Annotated in this window: 15 protein-coding genes, 1 pseudogene and 1 riboswitch; of the genes and pseudogenes, 7 read left to right on the top strand and 9 right to left on the bottom strand. The window is 66.9% G+C overall.

Going from position 1 to position 19528, the window contains the following annotated elements; genetic code table 11:
• Window positions 1–149 precede the first annotated feature (149 nt).
• The 5 genes and pseudogenes from bluB to cobA all read right to left on the bottom strand — a co-directional run.
• Window positions 150–833, bottom strand: coding sequence for a 5,6-dimethylbenzimidazole synthase (gene bluB / locus PCA20602_RS00340; protein ID WP_150719500.1), 684 nt, complete (start codon window positions 831–833; stop codon window positions 150–152).
• Window positions 817–2130, bottom strand: a complete 1314-nt coding sequence (locus PCA20602_RS00335; RefSeq protein ID WP_150719499.1) for a cobyrinic acid a,c-diamide synthase CobB — start codon at window positions 2128–2130, stop codon at window positions 817–819. The genes bluB and PCA20602_RS00335 overlap by 17 nt, the downstream gene beginning before the upstream one ends.
• A gap of 2 nt (window positions 2131–2132) precedes the next feature.
• Window positions 2133–2735 (bottom strand): cob(I)yrinic acid a,c-diamide adenosyltransferase, encoded by a 603-nt coding sequence (gene cobO, locus PCA20602_RS00330; RefSeq protein ID WP_069341508.1) that lies wholly within the window; start codon window positions 2733–2735, stop codon window positions 2133–2135.
• Window positions 2722–3228 (bottom strand): cobalamin biosynthesis protein, encoded by a 507-nt coding sequence (locus tag PCA20602_RS26255; RefSeq protein WP_343031983.1) that lies wholly within the window; start codon window positions 3226–3228, stop codon window positions 2722–2724. Before PCA20602_RS26255 ends, cobO begins: the two co-directional genes overlap by 14 nt.
• Window positions 3226–3948, bottom strand: a pseudogene (gene cobA, locus PCA20602_RS26250) (uroporphyrinogen-III C-methyltransferase); the annotation flags it as partial. The pseudogene cobA and the gene PCA20602_RS26255, both read right to left, overlap by 3 nt.
• 397 nt (window positions 3949–4345) lie before the next feature.
• Window positions 4346–4630: riboswitch (cobalamin riboswitch) on the top strand.
• 193 nt (window positions 4631–4823) lie between these two features.
• On the opposite strand from cobA, the gene cobW reads away from it, so the two are divergent.
• The 5 genes from cobW (at window position 4824) to PCA20602_RS00300 (ending at window position 12660) form a co-directional block, all read left to right on the top strand.
• On the top strand, window positions 4824–5918 hold the full coding sequence (cobW, locus tag PCA20602_RS00320; RefSeq protein ID WP_281354613.1) for a cobalamin biosynthesis protein CobW: 1095 nt from the start codon (window positions 4824–4826) through the stop codon (window positions 5916–5918).
• A gap of 18 nt (window positions 5919–5936) precedes the next feature.
• A complete protein-coding gene (gene cobN / locus PCA20602_RS00315) occupies window positions 5937–9761 on the top strand; it encodes a cobaltochelatase subunit CobN (protein ID WP_150719496.1) in 3825 nt (1274 codons plus the stop codon).
• A 38-nt stretch (window positions 9762–9799) separates the two neighbouring features.
• Window positions 9800–10852 carry a magnesium chelatase ATPase subunit I gene (locus tag PCA20602_RS00310; protein WP_150719495.1) on the top strand — a complete coding sequence of 351 codons (1053 nt, stop codon included), beginning with the start codon at window positions 9800–9802 and terminating at the stop codon, window positions 10850–10852.
• A 98-nt stretch (window positions 10853–10950) separates the two neighbouring features.
• Window positions 10951–11559: a vWA domain-containing protein gene (locus tag PCA20602_RS00305; protein WP_150719494.1), complete on the top strand. Its 609-nt coding sequence runs from the start codon at window positions 10951–10953 to the stop codon at window positions 11557–11559.
• Window positions 11560–11604: 45 nt separating this feature from the next.
• Window positions 11605–12660, top strand: coding sequence for a HoxN/HupN/NixA family nickel/cobalt transporter (locus tag PCA20602_RS00300; RefSeq protein WP_174980674.1), 1056 nt, complete (start codon window positions 11605–11607; stop codon window positions 12658–12660).
• Window positions 12661–12742: 82 nt separating this feature from the next.
• Here PCA20602_RS00300 and cobJ read toward each other — a convergent pair whose 3' ends face one another.
• From cobJ to cobG, 4 genes are read right to left on the bottom strand one after another with little or no spacing between them, the layout of a single operon-like run.
• The gene (gene cobJ, locus PCA20602_RS00295; protein ID WP_246181953.1) at window positions 12743–14500 is read right to left on the bottom strand and encodes a precorrin-3B C(17)-methyltransferase; all 1758 of its coding nucleotides are present in this window, start codon (window positions 14498–14500) and stop codon (window positions 12743–12745) included.
• Complete coding sequence (locus PCA20602_RS00290) at window positions 14497–15228, bottom strand: precorrin-2 C(20)-methyltransferase (RefSeq protein ID WP_425495624.1); 732 nt, start codon at window positions 15226–15228, stop codon at window positions 14497–14499. The genes cobJ and PCA20602_RS00290 overlap by 4 nt, the downstream gene beginning before the upstream one ends.
• Window positions 15228–15854: a precorrin-8X methylmutase gene (locus PCA20602_RS00285; RefSeq protein WP_150719491.1), complete on the bottom strand. Its 627-nt coding sequence runs from the start codon at window positions 15852–15854 to the stop codon at window positions 15228–15230. Before PCA20602_RS00285 ends, PCA20602_RS00290 begins: the two co-directional genes overlap by 1 nt.
• Window positions 15851–17266: a precorrin-3B synthase gene (gene cobG, locus PCA20602_RS00280; RefSeq protein WP_246181952.1), complete on the bottom strand. Its 1416-nt coding sequence runs from the start codon at window positions 17264–17266 to the stop codon at window positions 15851–15853. Before cobG ends, PCA20602_RS00285 begins: the two co-directional genes overlap by 4 nt.
• 261 nt (window positions 17267–17527) lie before the next feature.
• Between cobG and cbiE the strand changes: the two genes are divergently transcribed.
• A complete protein-coding gene (gene cbiE / locus PCA20602_RS00275) occupies window positions 17528–18766 on the top strand; it encodes a precorrin-6y C5,15-methyltransferase (decarboxylating) subunit CbiE (RefSeq protein WP_150719967.1) in 1239 nt (412 codons plus the stop codon).
• Complete coding sequence (locus PCA20602_RS00270; RefSeq protein ID WP_150719966.1) at window positions 18766–19518, top strand: cobalt-precorrin-6A reductase; 753 nt, start codon at window positions 18766–18768, stop codon at window positions 19516–19518. Before cbiE ends, PCA20602_RS00270 begins: the two co-directional genes overlap by 1 nt.
• The last annotated feature ends 10 nt before the right edge of the window (window positions 19519–19528 follow it).

Genomic DNA, 19528 nt, shown 5'->3' with positions numbered 1-19528 from the left:
TCAAGTCGGGGGGGAAAGCGGTTTTCAGAAATGACCAAGATCGGCTGTGGATTCAACCGGTCGACGCAACAGAGTTAAGAAATCGTTGTGCCGGTGTCTCGTAGTCTAGTGTCTTTCTGGGGCGTTCGTTCTAGACGGCATCACCCACATTATTCCGCTGCACTACCGGGATCGCTCGCCGCGGCGTCCTTTTCCGACGGCCATCGGTTTTCGAAAACGTACTCGTCCAGCGGGGCGCGAGACGCCCAGCCTTCCTGTTCCAGCATCGGGGCCTCGTAGAACTCCGTCACGTGTCCGAGGCAGAGAATCGCGACCGGCTTTGCACCCGCGGGCATTTGCAGCAGTTGCGCAACTTCGTCGGGATCGAAGATCGACACCCATCCCATGCCGAGGCCTTCCGCGCGGGCGGCCAGCCACAGGTTCTGAATCGCGCAGGATACCGAGGCCAGATCCATCTCCGGTAACGTGCGTCGGCCGAAAACGTGCCGCTCGCGTCCGTCCATCAGCGCCATCACCAGGATCTCGGCGCACTGCTGCATGCCCTCGACCTTGAGCTTCATGAATTCGTCGCGGCGGGCACCGAGCGCGTCGGCCGTCTTGCCCCGCTCACGTTCTACCGCGTCGCGCAATGCCGAACGTAAGGCGGGCGACGTTACCCGTACCACGCGCCAGGGCTGCATGAATCCGACGCTCGGGGCGTGATGCGCAGCGTCGAGCAGTCGTGCGAGAACCTCGGGATCGACGGGCGTCGGTACGAAATGGCGCATGTCGCGCCGCTCGTAGATCGCGCGGTAGACGGCGGCGCGTTCGCGCTCGCTAAAAGGCTGTGCCATGAAAGAGTGCGGCAGTGAGCGCCGGGTTCGACGGCCAGTAGCCGTGCAGATAGCTCGCCACGATCGCGCCTTGACGGTACACCGGCTCACCCGTCGTGCTGGAAGCGCTGCCGGGCCGTGCCGAGTGGTAAATCGGCGCCATCGACGTGGCCATGCGCGTGTAGTGAAAGGCGTGCCCCCTGAGCGTGCCGTGCGATGTCTCCAGCGCCTGCATGCCGAGACCGGCGAGGCGCTTTTGCAGCGTGGCGTGCCCGGGCAGAATGCCCAGCATGGATGTCGAGACGCCGTCGGCATCCGTCAACTTTTCCAGCAGATACAGCATGCCGCCGCACTCCGCCACGATGGGCTTGCCTGCCGCCGCATGCGCACGCACGCTCGCAGCGCTACGCGCATTGCCTGCAAGCCGCGCCGCATGTAGTTCGGGATAGCCGCCGGGCAGGAACAGGGCATCCGTCGCGTCGGGAACGGCGTCGTTCGCGAGCGGCGAAAAATACGTCACATGTGCACCCATCGTCTCCAGCAGACGAAGGTTCTCCGGGTAGATGAACGAGAAGGCGGCGTCACGCGCAACTGCGATGCGCTTGCCGTCGAGTCGTCTCGGGATGTCCGGCATCGCGTCCAACGTCGGCGCATCGAAGCTGACCGGGGGCGGGAGGTCGGCGAGTGCGGTGCCGGCGAGCGCCTGCGCGGTCGCGGCAATCCGGGCATCGAGCCGATCGATCTCATCGGCCTGATGCAGGCCGAGATGTCGTGCGGGCAGCGTCATCTGCGCCGATGTCGGGAGATGCCCAAGCCATCGCAAGTCCGCCGGCATGCCCTCCTGCAATAACTGCGCATGACGCGGCGAACTCACGTGATTCGCGAGCACGCCATGCATCGCCAACCCCGGCCGGTAGTGGGCGAGTCCCGAGGCAATCGCACCGAACGTCTGCGCCATCGATTTCGCGGAGATGACAGTGACGACAGGCACACCGAACGTCATCGCCAGATCTGCACTGCTCGGGGTGCCGTCAAACAATCCCATCACACCTTCGATGAGAATCAGGTCGGCCTGGCGCGCAGCCTCCGCCAGCAGGCGACGGCATTGCGCAACGCCGACCATCCACAGATCGAGCGTCAGGACGCACGCCCCGCTGGCGCGCTCGAGAATCTTCGGGTCGAGAAAGTCGGGACCGGTCTTGAAGACGCGAACGCGGCGTCCCTGCTCGCGATGCCATTGCGCCAGACCAGCCGTGACCGTGGTCTTGCCCTGACCGGACGCAGGCGCACTCACGAACAGCGCGGGGCATGACGCCATGATCAGAACTCGACGCCCTGCTGCGCCTTCACACCCTGCTCGCGATACGGATGCTTCACCAGACGCATCTCGGTGACGAGGTCCGCCGCTTCGATCAGTTCGTCCGGCGCATGACGGCCGGTGACCACGACGTGCTGCATTTCGCCACGTGCGGTGAGCACACCGAGCACTTCGTCGAGCGGCAGATATTCGTACTTCAGGACGGTATTGAGCTCATCGAGAATCACCATGCGGTAGTTGCCGCTCTCGATCATGTCGACGGCCGCTTGCCAGCCCTTGCGCGCGGTGGCGATGTCGGCGTCGCGGTTCTGCGTGTTCCAGGTGTAGCCGTCACCCATGGTGATGAAGTCGCACTGCGGGTGGCTGCCGAGGAAGTCGCGCTCGGACGTATGCAGCGCGCCCTTGATGAACTGCACCACGCCAATGCGCTGGTCGTGACCGAGCATGCGCACGGCCATGCCGAACGCCGCCGTGCTCTTGCCCTTGCCGTTGCCCGTATGCACGATCAGCAGGCCCTTTTCGGTCGTCGCAGCAGCTTGCTTCTTTTCGTGTCCTTCGCGACGTCGCTGGGTCATGCGCAGGTGGGATTCGCTATCTGTCTTCATCGTTTCGTGACTCCGGTTGAGCGTCGTGCTGAGGGTTGTCTGAGGCGGCGATGGTGGTCGTCTCCGCGATGGCGACGGTGATGCCGTCGTCGGCGTATTTTTTCGCGAGCAGCGTGCCGCCGGACGATGCCAGCAAGGCGCAAGGCTCGCACACCGCGCGCACACCCACGTGGGCGAGCACGGTGTCGGAGCGGGACAGTTGGGGATGCGCGTCGAGACACGCATCGATCTGCGCAGGCGCATAGCCTGCCAGACAAATGCCGTGGCGCTCGCAGAAGCGCACGAGCGCCGGATCGCTGGCCTTCTTGTCGAGCGTCGCGAGGGTGGCGACCTCGGCAAGCGAACGCGCGCCCAGTGCAGCGAGTACCGCGGCTTCGATCTGCGCTGTCGTCACGCCTTGCCGAAAACCGATGCCGAGGCTGAGCGGGCGCTGCGCCGTGGGGCGTCGGGAAATCCCGGCGATCTCACTGCCGGCATCATCACCGTCGATCATGCCGGGGCGCTGCGCGAGCGACACCACGTCGCCGATCACGATGATCGACGGCGATCCGATGGCCGCCGCACGAACCTCGGCAGACAAGGTGTGCAGCGTGGCAATGACGTGACGTTGCGCCGGGAGCGTTGCCGACTCGATGGCCGCGCACGGAGTGTCCGGCGACATGCCCGCTTGTTGCAATTGATCCGTGATGTCTTGCAGACGGCGAATGCCCATGTAGATCACGAGCGTCAGGCCCGTGGCCGCGAGCGCTCGCCAGTCCGGCTCGTCTTCGCCTGCGCTGTGCCCCGTCACGAAAATCACGCCCTGTGCCAACCCCCGGTGAGTGACGGGGATGCCGAGCGTCGTCGGTGCCGCAATGCCGGCGGTTATCCCGCCCAGGATCTCGACGGGCACTCCCGCCGCCTGCAACGCTTGCAGTTCCTCGCCGCCGCGCCCGAACACGAAGGGGTCGCCGCCTTTCAGGCGCGCCACGCTTCGGCCTGCACGAAGGTGCGAGAGCATCAGCGCGATGATCTCGCGCTGCGGCGTGGACGCATGCCCGCCGCGTTTGCCGACGTAGACGATCTGCGCGTGCGGCGCGGCCATCGCCAGGATGCCGGGATTCACGAGATCGTCGACCAGTACGACATCCGCCTGGCCGAGCGCGCGCATGGCCTTGACGGTGATGAGTTCGGGGTCGCCCGGTCCGGCGCCGATCAGCCACGCACGGCTCATTGCGGGCCTCTTTCGGCGTAATCGTGGTGGGAGACGTGCAGGTCGAGCAGGTCGTGCATCGGGCCGCACGAGACGAAAACAGCGCCCGACAGGGAACGCGATGCAGGACGCAGACGGGCCACCGGGACCGGGGCAGGACGATGACTCATAAGCGGGACGACGGGGGAGGGCATGAGCGGTCGGCTACGGTGCGCGAAGCGAATGCGCGGTAACGCCCTTCATGCCCCTCATCGAGGGAGCAGGGGGACCGAAAATTTGGTGGCGAGGATACCACAGGCCTTGCGCGGCTCGCTTCGCGTCCGTCCGCCCCGCCGGGGCCCCGATTGTGGGCACCGGCGGGGCGGCTGAGGGAGGACTGGAGGCGGCCTCTCGCCTTGACGGAGCGGTATCCGGCACCTACACTCGCGGCTAATCTGGTGCTCGCGCACACGTTCAGGCGTGCGCAGTTAAACGGGAAACAGACGGGCGGCGCGCCCCCTCATGGGTTCGACGCGACGCCCCAGCCTGTGCTGCCCCCGCAACGGTGAAACGAAGGTGCCGCAGTCATGCGGCGCCAGGCCGACTTCAACCCCGCACGTGTTTCGCGGGGCGAGACCACTGCGCTAATGCCCTCACGGGCGGCGTGGGAAGGTGAAGCGGCCATTTCGTCAGCCCGGATACCGGCCGGAGAAGACGATTGGCACTGCGGGTAGGCGGTGTGCAGTCAAACCTTCAGTTTCGCCACGTTTCCTCCGCTTTCCCGATGCAGCCGTCACCGGCGGCGCGGCCGTGTCCTGCCGGACAGGTCGAATGCCATGCCGGCAATACCGGCAGCACCGACGACCGGGCCGGAAGAGGCGTGTCACCACGCTTTGCCTTATTCCATGTCGACTTCCATGCGCAAGATCCCCGTGACCGTGATCACGGGCTTTCTCGGCAGCGGTAAAACCACGCTGCTGCGTCACATCCTGTCCAACAACAACGGCCTGCGCGTCGCGGTCATCGTCAACGAATTCGGCGAACTGGGCATCGACGGCGAAATCCTCAAGGGTTGCGGCATCGGCTGCGACGACAACGGTCAGGAGACCGAGGGCCAACTGTACGAGCTGGCCAACGGCTGCCTGTGCTGCACCGTCCAGGAGGAGTTCTTCCCTGTGATGGAAGCGCTGGTGGAGCGTCGCGACCAGATCGACCATGTGCTTATCGAGACGTCCGGCCTCGCGCTGCCCAAGCCGCTGGTGCAGGCGTTCAACTGGCCGTCGATCCGCAACAGCTTCACCGTCGACGCCGTGATTACCGTGGTCGACGGTCCTGCCGCCGCCAGCGGCCAGTTCGCCGAAAACCCGGTGGCGGTCGACGAACAGCGCAAGGCCGATCCGAATCTCGACCACGAATCGCCGCTACACGAACTGTTCGAAGACCAGTTGAGCGCGGCGGATCTGGTCATTCTCAACAAGACCGATCTGCTCGACGACGCGGCGCAAGTCAGCGTGTCGGCCCTGATTCGCGAAGAGCTGCCTGCGCACGTGAAGATCGTGCCGGCGAGCAACGGCAACCTCGATCTGAGCGTGCTGCTCGGTCTGAACTCGGCCTCCGAGGAAACCATCGATCAGCGTCACGACCATCATGGTTCGGCGGACGATGCGGACCACCATCACGACGAGTTCGATTCGGTCATGGTGTCGGCATCGCTCACGGCACCGGCGTCGCGCGACTCGGTCATCGCCGCGTTGAGCCAGTTGGTGCAGAACCACACGATCTACCGCGCCAAGGGGTTCGCGGCGTTGCCGGGCGCACCGATGCGTCTCGTGATTCAGGGCGTCGGCAAGCGTTTCGACAGCTATTTCGACCGTCACTGGCGCGATGGCGAAGCACGCGGCAGCCGCTTCGTGCTGATTGGCGAAGACCTTGACGCCGAAGCGCTCCAGCGCGAATTCGACGCGGCACTGGGCGTGAGCGCCACGTCGGCCACGTCTACCGCGGCGGCCTGAGCCCGGAAGACACGTCGCATGCATCTGTTACGGACAGTCCCCGGCGGCTTTGTCGATGACGCCGCCGGCGTGATCCGCATCGATCAACAACCCGCCGACATCGTGGTGCTCAGCTCGGCCGACACCACGCTGTCGTTGCTCGCGAGCGTGGTCGAGCGGCTCGGCGACGATTTCCCGAGCCTGCGGCTTGCCAACGTCACGTATCTGCGGCAACCGGCGTCGGTCGACTTCTATGTCGACGATGTCTTGCAGCATGCGCGCGTCGTGGTGGTCGACCATCTGGGGGGCGAAGCTTACTGGCCGTATGGCATCGAGCGGATCGTCGAACTGGCGCAGCGTCGCGCTCAGATGCTGGTGATGTTCTCCGGCGACTTGCAGGAAGACCCGAACCTGACGGCGCTGAGCACGGCAAGCCCCGAGTTCTGTACGCGCCTGTGGCGCTACCTGCGTCAGGGCGGACCGGTCAACGCCGAGGCGTTTCTGCGTGCCATCGCGTGGCACGCGCTCGGCTGGGGCGACGAACCGCCGCTGCCGGTCGCGGTGCCCAATGCCACGCTGTACCACCCGAATCCGCGATCGCCGACCCGAGTCGCCACGATGGACGACTGGCAGGCCTGCTGGCATGCCGGGGCGCCCGTCGTCGCCATCCTGTTCTACCGCGCGCACTTGCAGGCGGCGAATACCGGCGTGTTCGACGCCCTGATCGATGCACTGAGCGCGCGCGGTCTGAATCCGCTGCCGATCGCGATTACGTCGCTCAAGGACGCCCTCAGCCGCGACGTAGTGCAGCAACTCTGCGACACCTACGACGTCTCGCTGGTCCTCAACACCACGGCCTTCTCCACCTCGACGCCGGAAGATCCGCGCCAGTCGCAGGTCTTCGGCAGCGACGCGCCGGTGTTGCAGGTGATTCTCAGCGGCGGTAATCGCGACGATTGGGTCAAGGACAATCAGGGCCTCAACTCCCGCGATATCGCAATGCACGTCGCGCTGCCGGAAGTCGACGGCCGCATCATCACGCGGGCGATCAGCTTCAAGGGCCTCGACTATCGCTGCCCGCGCACTGAAGTCGATGTCGTGCGCTACCAGCCTGACAAGGAACGCGTCGCGTTCGTGGCCGAACTCAGTCGCCGCTGGTGCCTGCTGCGCACGAAGCCCAACGCGCAAAAGCGTCTTGCGCTGGTGCTGGCGAACTACCCGGCGAGCGAGGGACGCATCGGCAATGGTGTCGGACTCGATACCCCGGCGTCGGTCGTCGAGATACTGACCTTGCTGCGCGACGAAGGCTACCGCGTCGATGAACTGCCCGACGACGGCGAGGCGCTGATGGCGCGACTGACGCGCGGCGTGACGAACGATCCCGAGACGCGTGCGTTGCGCCCGGCCTTTCAGAGCTACGCGCTCGACGACTATCTCGCGGCGTTCGCGCAGTTACCGGCAGACGTGCGCGACGCGCTGAACGAACGCTGGGGGCCGGCAGATCAGGACCCTACCGTCCGGCAGGGACGCTTCATGATCGCCGGCTGGCGATGCGGCAATGTGTTCGTGGGCATCCAGCCGTCGCGCTCTCGCATCGACGGCGATTACGCCAGCTATCACGACGCCGAACTCGTCCCGCCGCACGCCTATCTCGCGTTTTACTTCTGGCTGCGCCATACGGTCGAGGTCGATGCCGTCGTGCACGTGGGCAAACACGGCAGTCTCGAATGGCTGCCCGGCAAGAGCGTGGCGCCGTCCGACAGTTGCTGGCCGGATCTGACGCTCGGCCCGCTGCCCCATCTCTACCCGTTCATCGTGAACGATCCGGGCGAGGGCAGTCAGGCGAAGCGTCGCGCGCAGGCCGTGATCATCGATCATCTGATGCCGCCGCTCACGCGCGCGGAGTCGTATGGCCCGCTTCAGGATCTGGAGCGTCAGGTCGACGAGTATTACGAAGCGCTGATGGTCGATGCGCGCCGCGCCAGACTACTGCGCAGCACGATCCTCGAGACCATCGTTCGTCATCGGCTGCACGAGGAACTGAGCCTCGACGCCCCGAACGATACGGACGCGGAAGACGAACTGCTTACCCGCGTGGACACCTGGCTGTGCGAGCTGAAGGAGACGCAGATTCGCGACGGTCTGCACATCTTCGGTCGCTCGCCGACGGGGCGCGAACGTCGCGATACGTTGCTCGCGCTGATGCGTTTCCCCGTGCGTGGCGGGCAGGGCCGCGACGCCAGCCTCATCGATGCGCTGGCGAAAGACTTGCAGATCGACGACCGGTTCGATCCGCTCAAGGCCGAATGGTCGGCGCCGTGGGACGGACCGCGTCCGGCGTTGCTCGCACAGGTGAGCGATGCACCGTGGCGTCATCAGGGCGATACGCGAGAGCGGTTGGAGTTGCTGGCGACGAACTTGCTGGAGACGTTGACCGGTCAGGATGCAGCGCCTGCCGCGTCGCTCGAAGGCAAGACACTGCATCTGAGCGCGACGCGCGAAGTGCTGGCGCGAGCGCGGGACGAAGTGCTGCCGTCGCTCGATGCCTGCGGCAGCGAGGAGCTAAGGCATCTTCGGCGCGGTCTCGAAGGGCGCTTCGTGCCGCCGGGACCGAGCGGCGCGCCCTCGCGCGGACGCCCGGACGTGCTGCCCACGGGGCGCAACTTCTACTCCGTCGACACGCGCGCGATTCCCACGCAGACGGCATGGGCGCTCGGCGTGAAATCGGCGCGCCAGTTGATCGAGCGTCATTTGCAGGATCACGGCGATTACCCGCGTGCTATCGGCCTGTCGGTGTGGGGCACGGCCACGATGCGCACCGGCGGCGACGATATCGCGCAGGCATTCGCGTTGCTGGGCGTGCGTCCGAAGTGGGCTGCCGGCAGTCACCGGGTGACGGACTTCGAAATTCTGCCGCCGGGCGGCATGGAGCGTCCGCGCATCGACGTCACGCTGCGGGTGTCCGGCTTCTTCCGCGACGCCTTCCCGAATGTCATGCACCTGTTCGACGCTGCCGTGCAGGCCGTGGCGGCGCTCGACGAGCCGGAGGACATCAACCCGATCCGCGCGCGTGTGCTGCGCGAGCGCGACGCCTGGATGGCGCGCGGACTCGACGCCGACGAGGCACGCAAGCGTGCGGGCTGGCGCGTCTTCAGTTCGCGCCCCGGCACTTACGGCGCGGGCTTGCAGGAGATGATCGACAACGGCCTGTGGCAGACGGACGAAGATCTCGCGCAAGCCTATCGTGAGTCCGGCGGCTATGCGTATGCGCAGGCGAGTGCCGGAGAGCAGGCACATGGCGTGTTTGCGACGCGTCTGGCGAGCATCGACGTCGTTTTGCAGAATCAGGACAATCGCGAGCACGACGTGCTCGACTCGAACGATTACTACCAGTTTCAGGGCGGCATGACGGCGGCCGTGCGCCACTTCTCGGGGCAGCAGCCCGAGGTGTACCACGCCGACCACAGCCGCCCGGATGCGCCGCGCGTGCGCCCGCTGACCGAAGAGATCGCCCGCGTGATCCGTGCGCGTGTCGTCAATCCGAAATGGCTCGACGGGGTGAAGCGTCACGGTTACAAGGGCGCGGCGGAGATTGCCGCAACGGTCGATTACCTGTTCGGTTACGACGCCACGGCGCGCGTGGTGTCGGACCATCAATACGGACTCGTGACCGACGCCTGCCTGAACGATGCGCACACGCGCGAGTTCATGCAGCGCCACAACCCGCAGGCACTGCGCGGCGTGTGCGAGCGTCTGCTCGAAGCCATCGGCCGGGGCCTGTGGCAATCGCCCGGCGCCTACCGCGAGCAAATCGAAAATCATCTCCTGGCCGTCGGCCAGGAAATCGAACGGAGCGTGTCGTGACATCGCCCAACGAACCGAGCGCGTCTGAGACGTCGCCAATGCCGCCGCCTTTTCCTTCATTTCCCCTGACTGCGCTCGTCGGTCAGGTGCCGCTGCGCGACGCCTTGTTGCTGATCGCCGTCGATCCGTCGATTGGCGGCGTGCTGATCACCGGCCCGCGCGGCACCGCGAAATCGACGGCGGCCCGCTCGCTGGCCGATCTGCTGCCCGACTGTCCTTTCGTGACGCTGCCGCTGGGCGCGACCGAGGAGCGCCTGATCGGTGCGCTGGATATCGACGAAGCGCTGCGCGGCGGCGGCGTGAAGTTCTCGCCGGGCCTGCTGGCGCGCGCGCATCAGGGCGTGTTGTATGTCGACGAAGTGAACCTGCTGGCCGATGCGCTCGTCGACGTGGTGCTGGACGTTGCCGCGAGCGGCATCAACGTCGTGGAGCGCGACGGGGTATCGCACCGGCACGCAGCGCGCTTCATGCTCGTCGGTACGATGAATCCGGAGGAGGGCGAGCTGCGGCCCCAACTGCTGGACCGCTTCGGCCTGACGGTCGTGCTGGAGAACTGTTTCGATCCGCAGGTGCGTCAGCAAATCGTGAAGACGCGGCTGGCGTTCGATCTCGATCCGGCGGCGTTTCACGAGCGACACGCACCGGCGCAGGCCGAGCTTCGTCAGCGCATTCTCGACGCGCGCGCGGCGCTGGCCGATGTCGGCATCGACGACGACGCGCACGATGCCGTGAGCGCCCGATGTATCGAAGCGCAGGTCGACGGCATGCGCGCCGACCTCATCATGCTGCGCGCCGCACGGGCACTGGCTGCGCTGGAAGGTTCGCCGGCGGCCACACGCGCGCATGTCGAGCGCGTGGCGGAGTCGGTGCTGGGGCATCGTCGTCACGCACCTGTGCAAGGCACGTCGTCCGGCCGTCCGTATCAGGACGCCGGCGGCACCGCACAAGAGGCCCGTGGGGCTGACGCAGGGGACGCGCCGCAGAGCAGTGGAACCGGCGACGCTGCGCCCGATTGGGGCTATCTACCACCCGAGCCAATCGGAACGACTCGCGTGAAGGGCGTGGTCCCGCTGTCGTCAAAAAAACGCTGAACCATCGGGAGCGCGCCGCCGTCGGCTCGTCCGGCGGTTCCCGGTGGTTACACGGTGCAGGGCAGGCAAGACGCGCGAAACCTCGCAGCGAGACGTTCGTGCCGGGACGACGCATCGTCTGGAGCGCGACGCTATTGCGCAAAGGCCCGCAGCCGCTGGACAGAACGCATCTGCGTTACGCGGGGGACGAAACCCCCGGCGGCGAATTGCACTGCTTCGTGCTCGACGCTTCCGCATCGATGCTCGGCAGTCTCGCGCAGGCGAAAGGCTGGTTGCTCGATAGCTTCGACCGCCTGGCGCGGGCGCGATCCGAAGTCGCGCTGATTCGCTTCGGCGGCGATCGCGCCGAGGTGCTGTTCGGTCCCGCCGTGCCGCGATGGTGGAACGAGCGCTGGATCGAGCCGATCGGCGGTGGGGGCGGTACGCCGCTGTCGGCCGGTGTCGCCGCCGCGGCACGACTGCTCGCGCGGGCAAAACGCGCCAAAGGCGCACAGGCATCGCAGTTGCGGGTGTTGTGGCTGCTGACGGACGGACGCACCCGCGACATGCCGTCGAAGCCCCCGGGCGTCGACCGCGTTGTCGTGGTCGATTGCGAGCAGGCGCGTATCGGACATGTGGCACATATCGCGCTGGGTGGTTGCGAACGTCTCGCTCGCGCGTGGGCGGCCGAATGCGTTCGTCTGGATGAGATTGCACCGCGTGTTTAAGGATTTCCCAGTTGCACGGACTCACTTGATTTAAGGATCGACCGTATGTCCATGTCTCTTACCTCCTTGCCGCCGGCGGGACGCTTGCGCACTCGCGTCGGCGGCATGTATGCCTTGCTCGCGGCGTTCAATATCGGCGCGTGGGTCTGGGCGTTCGTCGCGTTCCGTGGCGACCCGCTGCTGCTGAGTACCGGCGTGCTGGCGTGGGGCTTCGGCCTGCGTCATGCGGTGGATGCCGATCACATCGCCGCCATCGACAACGTCACGCGCAAGCTGATGCAGGACGGGCAGCGCCCCGTCTCGGTCGGCTTCTTCTTCGCGCTCGGGCACTCAGCCGTGGTGCTGATCGTGGCGGCCGGCGTGGCGCTTGCAGCGGTGGCGCTGCAAAACCGTGTCGAGGAATGGCGGGGTGTCGGCGGCATCATTTCCACCAGTATCTCGGCAACGTTCCTGTTCCTGATCGCTGCGATGAATATCTTCATACTGCGAGGGGTGTGGCGTGCGTTCGACAAGGTGCGTCGCGGTCTGCCCTACGACAACGACGATCTCGATATCCTGCTGAACAATCGTGGCTTCGTGGCGCGCCTGTTCCGTCCGATGTTCCGGCTCGTGTCGCATCCGGCGTGGATGCTGCCGCTGGGGTTCCTGTTCGGCCTCGGGTTCGATACGGCCACCGAAGTGAGTCTGCTGGCGCTGTCGGCCAGTCAGGCGGCGCATGGCGTGTCGCTGGGCACGGTGCTGGTGTTCCCGGCGCTGTTTGCCGCCGGTATGACGCTCGTCGACACGACGGACGGCATTCTGATGCTCGGCGCCTACGAGTGGGCCTTCGTTCGTCCGATTCGCAAGCTGTATTACAACCTGACGATCACGCTCGTGTCGGTGCTCGTCGCCGTGCTCATCGGCGGGATCGAAACGCTCGGCATGTTCCAGAACAAGTACGAACTGACGGGTGGGTTCTGGGATGTCATTGCCGAGCTGAACGAGAACTTCAACAACCTCGGCTTCGCCATCATCGGCGTGTTCATCCTGTCGTGGCTGCTGTCGTTCGTCGTCTACCGGATCAAGGGGTACGACAAGCTCGGGCCGGCCGAGGCGGTTTAGCCACCTAGCCGCCTAGCCGCCTGGCAGCCCGGCGGCGCAACGTCTTCTTCGACCTCGTCGCGCCGCGCAGCCGTGACAATTCTCAGCGCTTCGGCGGCTCGCCGTACCAGCGGGGCGTGTAGATCCACTCCCCGTTCGGGCCGCCATCGATGCCTCGCGTGGTCGACGAGCCGACGATGACCATCGTGCGCATGTCGACCTGCTCCGCACGCAACTCGCCAAGCGTGGTGTTGACGAGCGTGGCGCCGGGGCGGCCGACGTCGCGTCCGAGCACCACGCGCGTGTCCGGCGTGCGCCATTCGCGCACGATGTCCAGCGCTTCGCCCAGTTGCCACGGACGCGCCCGCGAGATCGGGTTGTAGAACGCCATGACGAGATCGGCTTGTGCCGCGTGTTGCAGGCGCTCGCGAATCACCTGCCACGGCTTCAGATTGTCCGATAGCGACAGCACGCAGAAGTCGTGACCGAGCGGTGCGCCTGCGAGTGCTGCCGTTGCCATCGCCGCCGAGATGCCCGGGACGATGCGCAGGTCGACGGTCTTCCAGTGCGCATGCTCACTCACGTCCAGCGCTTCGAGCACGGCACTTGCCATCGCGAACACGCCCGGATCGCCCGACGACACGACCACGACATGCCTGCCCGCGCTCGCGAGCTCGAACGCGTGGCGCGCACGCATCAATTCCTCGCGGTTGTCGGTCGCGTGCACCTGCTGGTCGTCGCGGAACGGGCCGGCCATGGCGACGTACGTGGCATAGCCGAGAATGTCGGTCGCCGCCGCCAGCGCGGCAGTGGCATCGGGCACACGCAGGCCGACGTCGCCGGGGCCGAGCCCGATGACGGTCAGCGTGCCGCGTGCCTGACCGATCCGCGCGGGATCGATCGGCGCCCGCGCTCGTGCGAGTACGATGCCACTGGCATCGTGATGAAAGTCGACGTCCGGGCCAAGCGTCGTCACCAGCCAATCGATGGCGGCGGAGGCTTCAGAATCGTCGAAGTTGGCAAAGCGCAGCGGCACCGCAAGTTCGTCGGCCATGGCTTGCACGGCGGCGTCGCCCATCGACGAGATGGGTGCAAGCACAGCCGCCAATGCCTGTGGCGAGAGCGCCTGCGCAGAGAGCCTCGCGCGAATCTGTTGCGCGTCGACACCTTGCGGCTGAGCGACGACGGCGAGCAGGCTGCGCGGATGAATCACCAGGGCGTCGCGATGCGAGGTGCCATGCGCGTCATCGACGAACGGCGTGATGCGAATCGTCCGCGCCGCACCGTCGGCTTTCGGGAGGTCGGCGTCGTCGAGCCACGGGGCGTCACCTTCGATGCGCACCGTTTCCCCGGCGAGCAGATCCGAGACGAAATGCTTGCTCTGCTCAAGATCCGCGAGCACGTAGCCCTCTGGCGGATTCAGCAGACAGGTGCCGAAACGCAGTTCGCCGCTGGTCGTGATGGCCGGGGCGATCCCCAGCGTTTGCGCGAGGTGACGCGCCAAAACGTTGACACCCGCCAGACCGCCGAGCAGCGGCACCACGGCGCTGCCGTCTTCGGCGACGGCCAGCACCGGCGGCTCCGTTCCCTTGTTGCTCAACATCGGGGCGACACAACGGATGACGATACCGGCCGCGCACAGGGCGACGATCGGCGTGCCGTCGGCATACAGCGCCTGAAGATGTTCGCCGAGTTGCGTGAAGCTCACGTCCGCGTCGTGCCCGACGCGGGCTTCGAGACCGTGCACGGTCGCGCCCGCCAGGCCCGCCTGAAGACGTCGCGCGGTGTCGAGCGCGCTGCGTCCGAGCACGACGATGGCCGGTGCCGGCGCGATGGCCTGACTCGTAGTCGAGCGGTTCATCCCTGCCATTTCTGCCCCGGCACGACGAGCAGCGAGAAGTACGGCGACGCGCTCGGGTCCACGTCCGCCAGCGGCACGATGCGCTGGTTCGCCATCGTCGCCCGCTCGACGTAGAGCGCACGGCTGGCGAGTCCTAGCTCGTCGAGCACACGCCGCACCTTATCGAAGTTGCGCCCGAGCTTCATGATGACGGCGGCGTCCGTGTCGGCGAGCTTGCGGCGCAGTTCATCTTCGGGCATCACGCCCGAGAGCACCGACAGGCTCTGATTGCGATAGACGAGCGGCGTGCCCAGCACGGCGGCCCCGCCAAGCATCGAGCACACGCCCGGGACCACGTCGACGTCGAACCGTCCGGCCAGCCGGTCGTGCAGATACATGTAGGAGCCGTAGAAGAACGGATCGCCTTCACAGACCACGGCGACGTCGCGTCCCGCTTCAAGATGCTCGCCGATCAGTGCGGCGGCCGTGTCGTAGAAGTCCGCGATGATCGTCTCGTACGACAGCGGCGGTTCGAGCGCTTCGGTCGTGACCGGATAGACGAGCGGCATGCGCGTCTGCGAGTCGAGCAAATGGCCTTCGATGATGCCGAAGGCGTTGCCTTTCTTGCCCTTCGCCACGAAGTACGCGACGACCGGGGCGGCTTGCAGCAGACGCAAGCCTTTGAGCGTGAGCAACTCGGGGTCGCCCGGGCCGACACCGATGCCGAAGAGTTTGCCGGAGGTTGTCATTATTCGATCTCCGATGCCAGAGCGTTGATGGCCGCCGCCGCCATGGCGCTGCCGCCTCGGCGGCCTGAAACGATGACGTACGGCACGCCGCGACTGTCGGCCGCGAGCATGGCTTTGGACTCGGCGGCGCCGACGAAGCCGACCGGAAAGCCGAGGATCAGCGCGGGACGCGGCGCGCCCTGATCAAGCATGTCGAGCAGATGAAACAGGGCGGTCGGCGCGTTGCCGATGGCGACGACGCTGCCCTCAAGTCTCGGTCGCCACAGTTCCAGCGCCGCTGCCGAGCGTGTGTTGCCCATCGTGCGGGCAAGTTCCGGCACGGCGGGATCGGTGAGCGTGCACACGACATCGTTCGCGGCGGGCAGGCGGGCGCGGGTCACGCCGTGCGCGACCATGTTGGCGTCACAAAGGATCGGAGCACCGGCGCGCAGGGCGTGGCGTCCGGCCGTGCCTGCGCCGTCCGAGAATTGCAGGGCATCGACGATATCGACCATGCCGCACGCGTGGATGACGCGAACGGCGAGCTTTTCGAGGTCGGCAGGGATGCGCGAGAGGTCGGCTTCGGCGCGGATCGTGGCGAACGATTCGCGGTAGATGGCCTGTCCGTCGCGGACATAATCAATCATGGCTGGGCAATCCGGTCTTGCGAGTTGAGTCGAAGCGCAATCGCTTCGAGCGTCAGGTGAGTGGCGACGCGCGCGCCGAAGCGGGCGGCGCCGTCCCGGCGAGTGCCGGGGGTGTCGATGTGGTCGAGGGGGGCTACGTCTGACGCCGCGTCGCGGTATAGGTCGTACTGTCCCGGGCCGACAGCAAGCAAGGACCACGGCGCGCGATGCGCCGACGCGCACGAGCGGACACAGCCGCTGACGTGAACTTCGACACCGGTTTGCAGACGTTCGGCCAGTGCACGCGCGTCGGCCTTCGTGTCGGAGAGCGCCTTGGCGCATCCCGTCGATCCAGCGCAGGCGATCATGCGACCCAGTGGCGTGTGTGCGTGGCGAATCATGCCGAGACCGTCGAGGGCTCGCTCGACCTGCGCCACATCGCGCTCGGCGACGTCAGTGATCAGCAGACCTTGCCACGGCGTGACGCGGAAACTGTCTTGCGCATGTGAGCGCGACAGCATCGCGATGGCGTGCAAGGTGGCGGCGTTGAGGCGTCCGAGCGGCGCCTGCGCGCCGACGTGCCACCGGCTTGCATCGGCATCGCGCTGCGGCCATGCGCCGAACCGGCGCAGCGGATCCGCCGGCGCGCGTTGCCAGCCGCTCACCGCTGCGTCGCGATGCAACGTGACCCCGGCGCGCGCTGCGGCGCGATCGGCGACGTCGTCAGCGCGGTGCACCCGCAACAGGTCGCGCATCCGTTTGTGGTCGTCGTCAGCCAGATCGATGAACGTGTGCAGCAACGCGTGCACCAGTGCGGGAACGTCGCTCGCCCGAACCGCTGCGATGGCGCCGCCGGGCGTGGTGGGCGTGGTGAGCGGATAGCCAGCGAAACCGAGTGCGAACATCGGTTCGCTGGCAACGGTGGCCGCCATCGGCGACAGCCAGATGTCATGCGGATGATCGAGCGCGGCAAGGTGTTCGCCGCCGTCGAGCAGCACCGAGAATTTCGGCGACAGCGCCGCGAAGCGCGGTTCGTTTTCCAGCCGGAGGAGGATCGTATCGGCGAGTGGCGTGGTGTCGTACAGCGCGCCTGCGTCGCAGCCGGCGGTGGCGCTGAGCATCAGGTTGCGCACGTCGTCCGCAACGGCGGTTTGCCGGGCCAAATCTTCGTCGCCGGTCAGTTCGCGGCTATCGTCCCCTGCAACGGCGCAGCGCTGGACATGTGGCCCGAGTCCGGCGTCGATCAGCCGTCGATGCAGCGCGGCTTCGGCGCCTGCCTGCACACCGCGCAGTTGAAGATTCGCACGGTTCGTCAGCTCGATCACACCGGTGGCGAACGTCCGGGCGGCTTCGGCAATCGCGATGGCCTGTGTGGCGCTCAGTTTCCCGCCGGGCAGTTTGACCCGGCATAGCCCGCCGTCGCGGCTGGCCACGATGCGTCCGAGCGCCGGGCAGGCCGAAGGCCGGGGAGAGGGAAATGAGACGAGATCCAAGGTTCGATGAATGGCAGGCGCGACCGTGGCACGGCCGTCTGTGCGGGCGGTCGCGGCGGCTGTCGCATTGCCGTCGTGTCCTCTAGGGCCCCGGGGGGCTTCAGCAAAGCGGTATTATGCCTGCTTTGCGGTTTCCGGCCCCGATTTTACGGCCGTGAACGAGGGATGGAGAGAGGATCGAGAATGACGACCGGCGATGCGATGACGCCCTGGCTGACGGTGATCGGCATAGGGGAGGACGGGTTTGCCGGTCTGGGCCGCAACGCCCGTCGCGCTCTGCTCGACGCCGAGATCGTGACCGGGGCCGCGCGCCATCTGTCGATGCTTCCCCCACGCCTGCGCGCGCGACGTGAACCGTGGCCCAGGCCGTTCGACGTCGAGCCGCTGCTGGCATGGCGCGGCCACCGCGTCTGTGTGCTCGCCAGCGGCGATCCGATGCTCTTCGGCGTAGGCGCAACGCTGGCCCGTCGTCTTCCGTCGGGCGAGATGCATGTGATCGGCGCGCCGTCGTCGCTGTCGCTGGCCGCCGCCCGGCTCGGATGGGCGTTGCAGGATGTGCCGACGGTCTCGCTCGTCGGGCGGCCGCTCGCCACACTGAACGCGCACCTGCGAGATGGCGCGAGGCTGCTGGTGCTGAGCCGCGACGGCGCATCGCCTGCCGATGTCGCCGCCCTGCTGTGCGCCGGCGGTTTCGGCCCGACGCACATGAGCGTATTCGAATCGCTGGGCGGGCTGCGCGAGCAGCGCATCGATGCCGTTGCCGCCGACTGGGGCGACCGGCAGGTCGAGGCGCTCAACCTCCTGGCGCTCACGTGTCGTGCCGACACGGGCCGCTCCCTGCCATTGGCGACCGGTCTGCCCGACGACGCTTTCCTGAACGACGGCCAGTTGACCAAGCGCGACGTGCGCGCGATCACACTGGCGCGTCTGGCGCCGTATCCGGGCGCACTGTTGTGGGACGTCGGTGCAGGCTCCGGTTCCATCGGCATCGAATGGATGCGCGCGCATCCGGCATGTCGCGCCATCGCCATCGAAGCGTCGCCCGAGCGTCAGGCATTCATCACGCACAATCGGGAGGCGCTGGGCGTGCCCGGGTTGGAACTGGTGGCGGGACGTGCGCCCGAGGCCTTGCAGGGACTTGCCGCGCCGGACGCGATCTTCATCGGCGGCGGCGTGACGGTGCCGGGTGTGCTCGACCTGTGCTGGTCGCGACTGCGCTCGGGCGGCCGCCTCGTCGCCAACGCCGTGACACTGCAAAGCGAGGCGGCGCTGGTCGACTGGCGCGAGCGTCATGGCGGCACGCTGACACGTCTGGCCATCAGCGAAGCCCGGCCGCTCGGCGGGTTCGATACCTGGCGGGCGGCGCTGCCGATCACACTGCTCGAAGCGATCAAGCCGTCCGACGATCCCGGCGCGGCACCTGAAGGGACGCTGTCGTGATGCGCGTTCTGCTGCTCGGTGGCACCGGCGACGCCCGCAAGCTCGCGCGCCAACTCGCGTCGCACGACGTCTACAGTCTGGCCGGACTCGGCCGCGTACCGGACGACTTGCCGTGCGAGGTCCGTGTCGGCGGTTTCGGCGGTAGCGAAGGGCTCGCGAACTATCTCGTTACCGAGAGCGTCGAGCTGCTGATCGACGCCACGCATCCCTACGCCGCGCAAATCAGCGCCAACGCGCGCACTGCCGGGCAACGTTGCGATGTGCCGGTGTGGGCACTGCGCCGTGCGCCGTGGCAACCCCGGCCGGGCGACGACTGGCGTGCGGTGCACGGCTGGCCCGCCATGTGCGATGCCCTCGCAGCCTTCTCGCGGCCGTTATTCACTTCGGGACGCGAGCCGCTCAACCATCTGAACACGATCCCCGCGCATCAGCGCTGGGTCGTGCGCTGTCTCGACGATCATCCGGGCAACGCACAAGCCCTCGTGATCGGCGCACGCGGTCCTTTCACACACGAGAGCGAGCGCGCCTTGTTCGCGCAGCATGACATCGACGTGGTCGTCAGCAAGAACAGCGGCGGCGCGGCGACCGAGGCGAAGCTCGACGTGGCGCGTGAACGCGGCCTGCCCGTGGTGATGCTGGCGCGGCCCCCGGTCGTCGAGGCGGATCGCACGTTCGAGACGGGAGACGCCTTGCTGGCCGCACTCGATGCGTGGCGAGCCGGGGCGCCTATCCAACACAACCCGACCTCCTGACGAGGGAATG

The sequence above is a fragment of the Pandoraea capi genome (assembly GCF_902459735.1).
GTDB lineage: Bacteria > Pseudomonadota > Gammaproteobacteria > Burkholderiales > Burkholderiaceae > Pandoraea > Pandoraea capi.
Note: the sequence above shows the minus strand (reverse complement) of the source record. Positions and strands in the feature narration are given on the sequence as shown.

What these genes read in the sequence shown, in the direction of transcription:
- bluB (WP_150719500.1), bottom strand. Translation starts at nt 833, where the DNA reads ATGGCACAGCCTTTTAGCGAGCGCGAACGCGCCGCCGTCTACCGCGCG.
- PCA20602_RS00335 (WP_150719499.1), bottom strand. Translation starts at nt 2,130, where the DNA reads ATGGCGTCATGCCCCGCGCTGTTCGTGAGTGCGCCTGCGTCCGGTCAG.
- cobO (WP_069341508.1), bottom strand. Translation starts at nt 2,735, where the DNA reads ATGAAGACAGATAGCGAATCCCACCTGCGCATGACCCAGCGACGTCGC.
- PCA20602_RS26255 (WP_343031983.1), bottom strand. Translation starts at nt 3,228, where the DNA reads ATGATCGACGGTGATGATGCCGGCAGTGAGATCGCCGGGATTTCCCGA.
- cobW (WP_281354613.1), top strand. Translation starts at nt 4,824, where the DNA reads ATGCGCAAGATCCCCGTGACCGTGATCACGGGCTTTCTCGGCAGCGGT.
- cobN (WP_150719496.1), top strand. Translation starts at nt 5,937, where the DNA reads ATGCATCTGTTACGGACAGTCCCCGGCGGCTTTGTCGATGACGCCGCC.
- PCA20602_RS00310 (WP_150719495.1), top strand. Translation starts at nt 9,800, where the DNA reads ATGCCGCCGCCTTTTCCTTCATTTCCCCTGACTGCGCTCGTCGGTCAG.
- PCA20602_RS00300 (WP_174980674.1), top strand. Translation starts at nt 11,605, where the DNA reads ATGTCCATGTCTCTTACCTCCTTGCCGCCGGCGGGACGCTTGCGCACT.
- cobJ (WP_246181953.1), bottom strand. Translation starts at nt 14,500, where the DNA reads ATGAACCGCTCGACTACGAGTCAGGCCATCGCGCCGGCACCGGCCATC.
- PCA20602_RS00290 (WP_425495624.1), bottom strand. Translation starts at nt 15,228, where the DNA reads ATGACAACCTCCGGCAAACTCTTCGGCATCGGTGTCGGCCCGGGCGAC.
- PCA20602_RS00285 (WP_150719491.1), bottom strand. Translation starts at nt 15,854, where the DNA reads ATGATTGATTATGTCCGCGACGGACAGGCCATCTACCGCGAATCGTTC.
- cbiE (WP_150719967.1), top strand. Translation starts at nt 17,528, where the DNA reads ATGACGCCCTGGCTGACGGTGATCGGCATAGGGGAGGACGGGTTTGCC.
- PCA20602_RS00270 (WP_150719966.1), top strand. Translation starts at nt 18,766, where the DNA reads ATGCGCGTTCTGCTGCTCGGTGGCACCGGCGACGCCCGCAAGCTCGCG.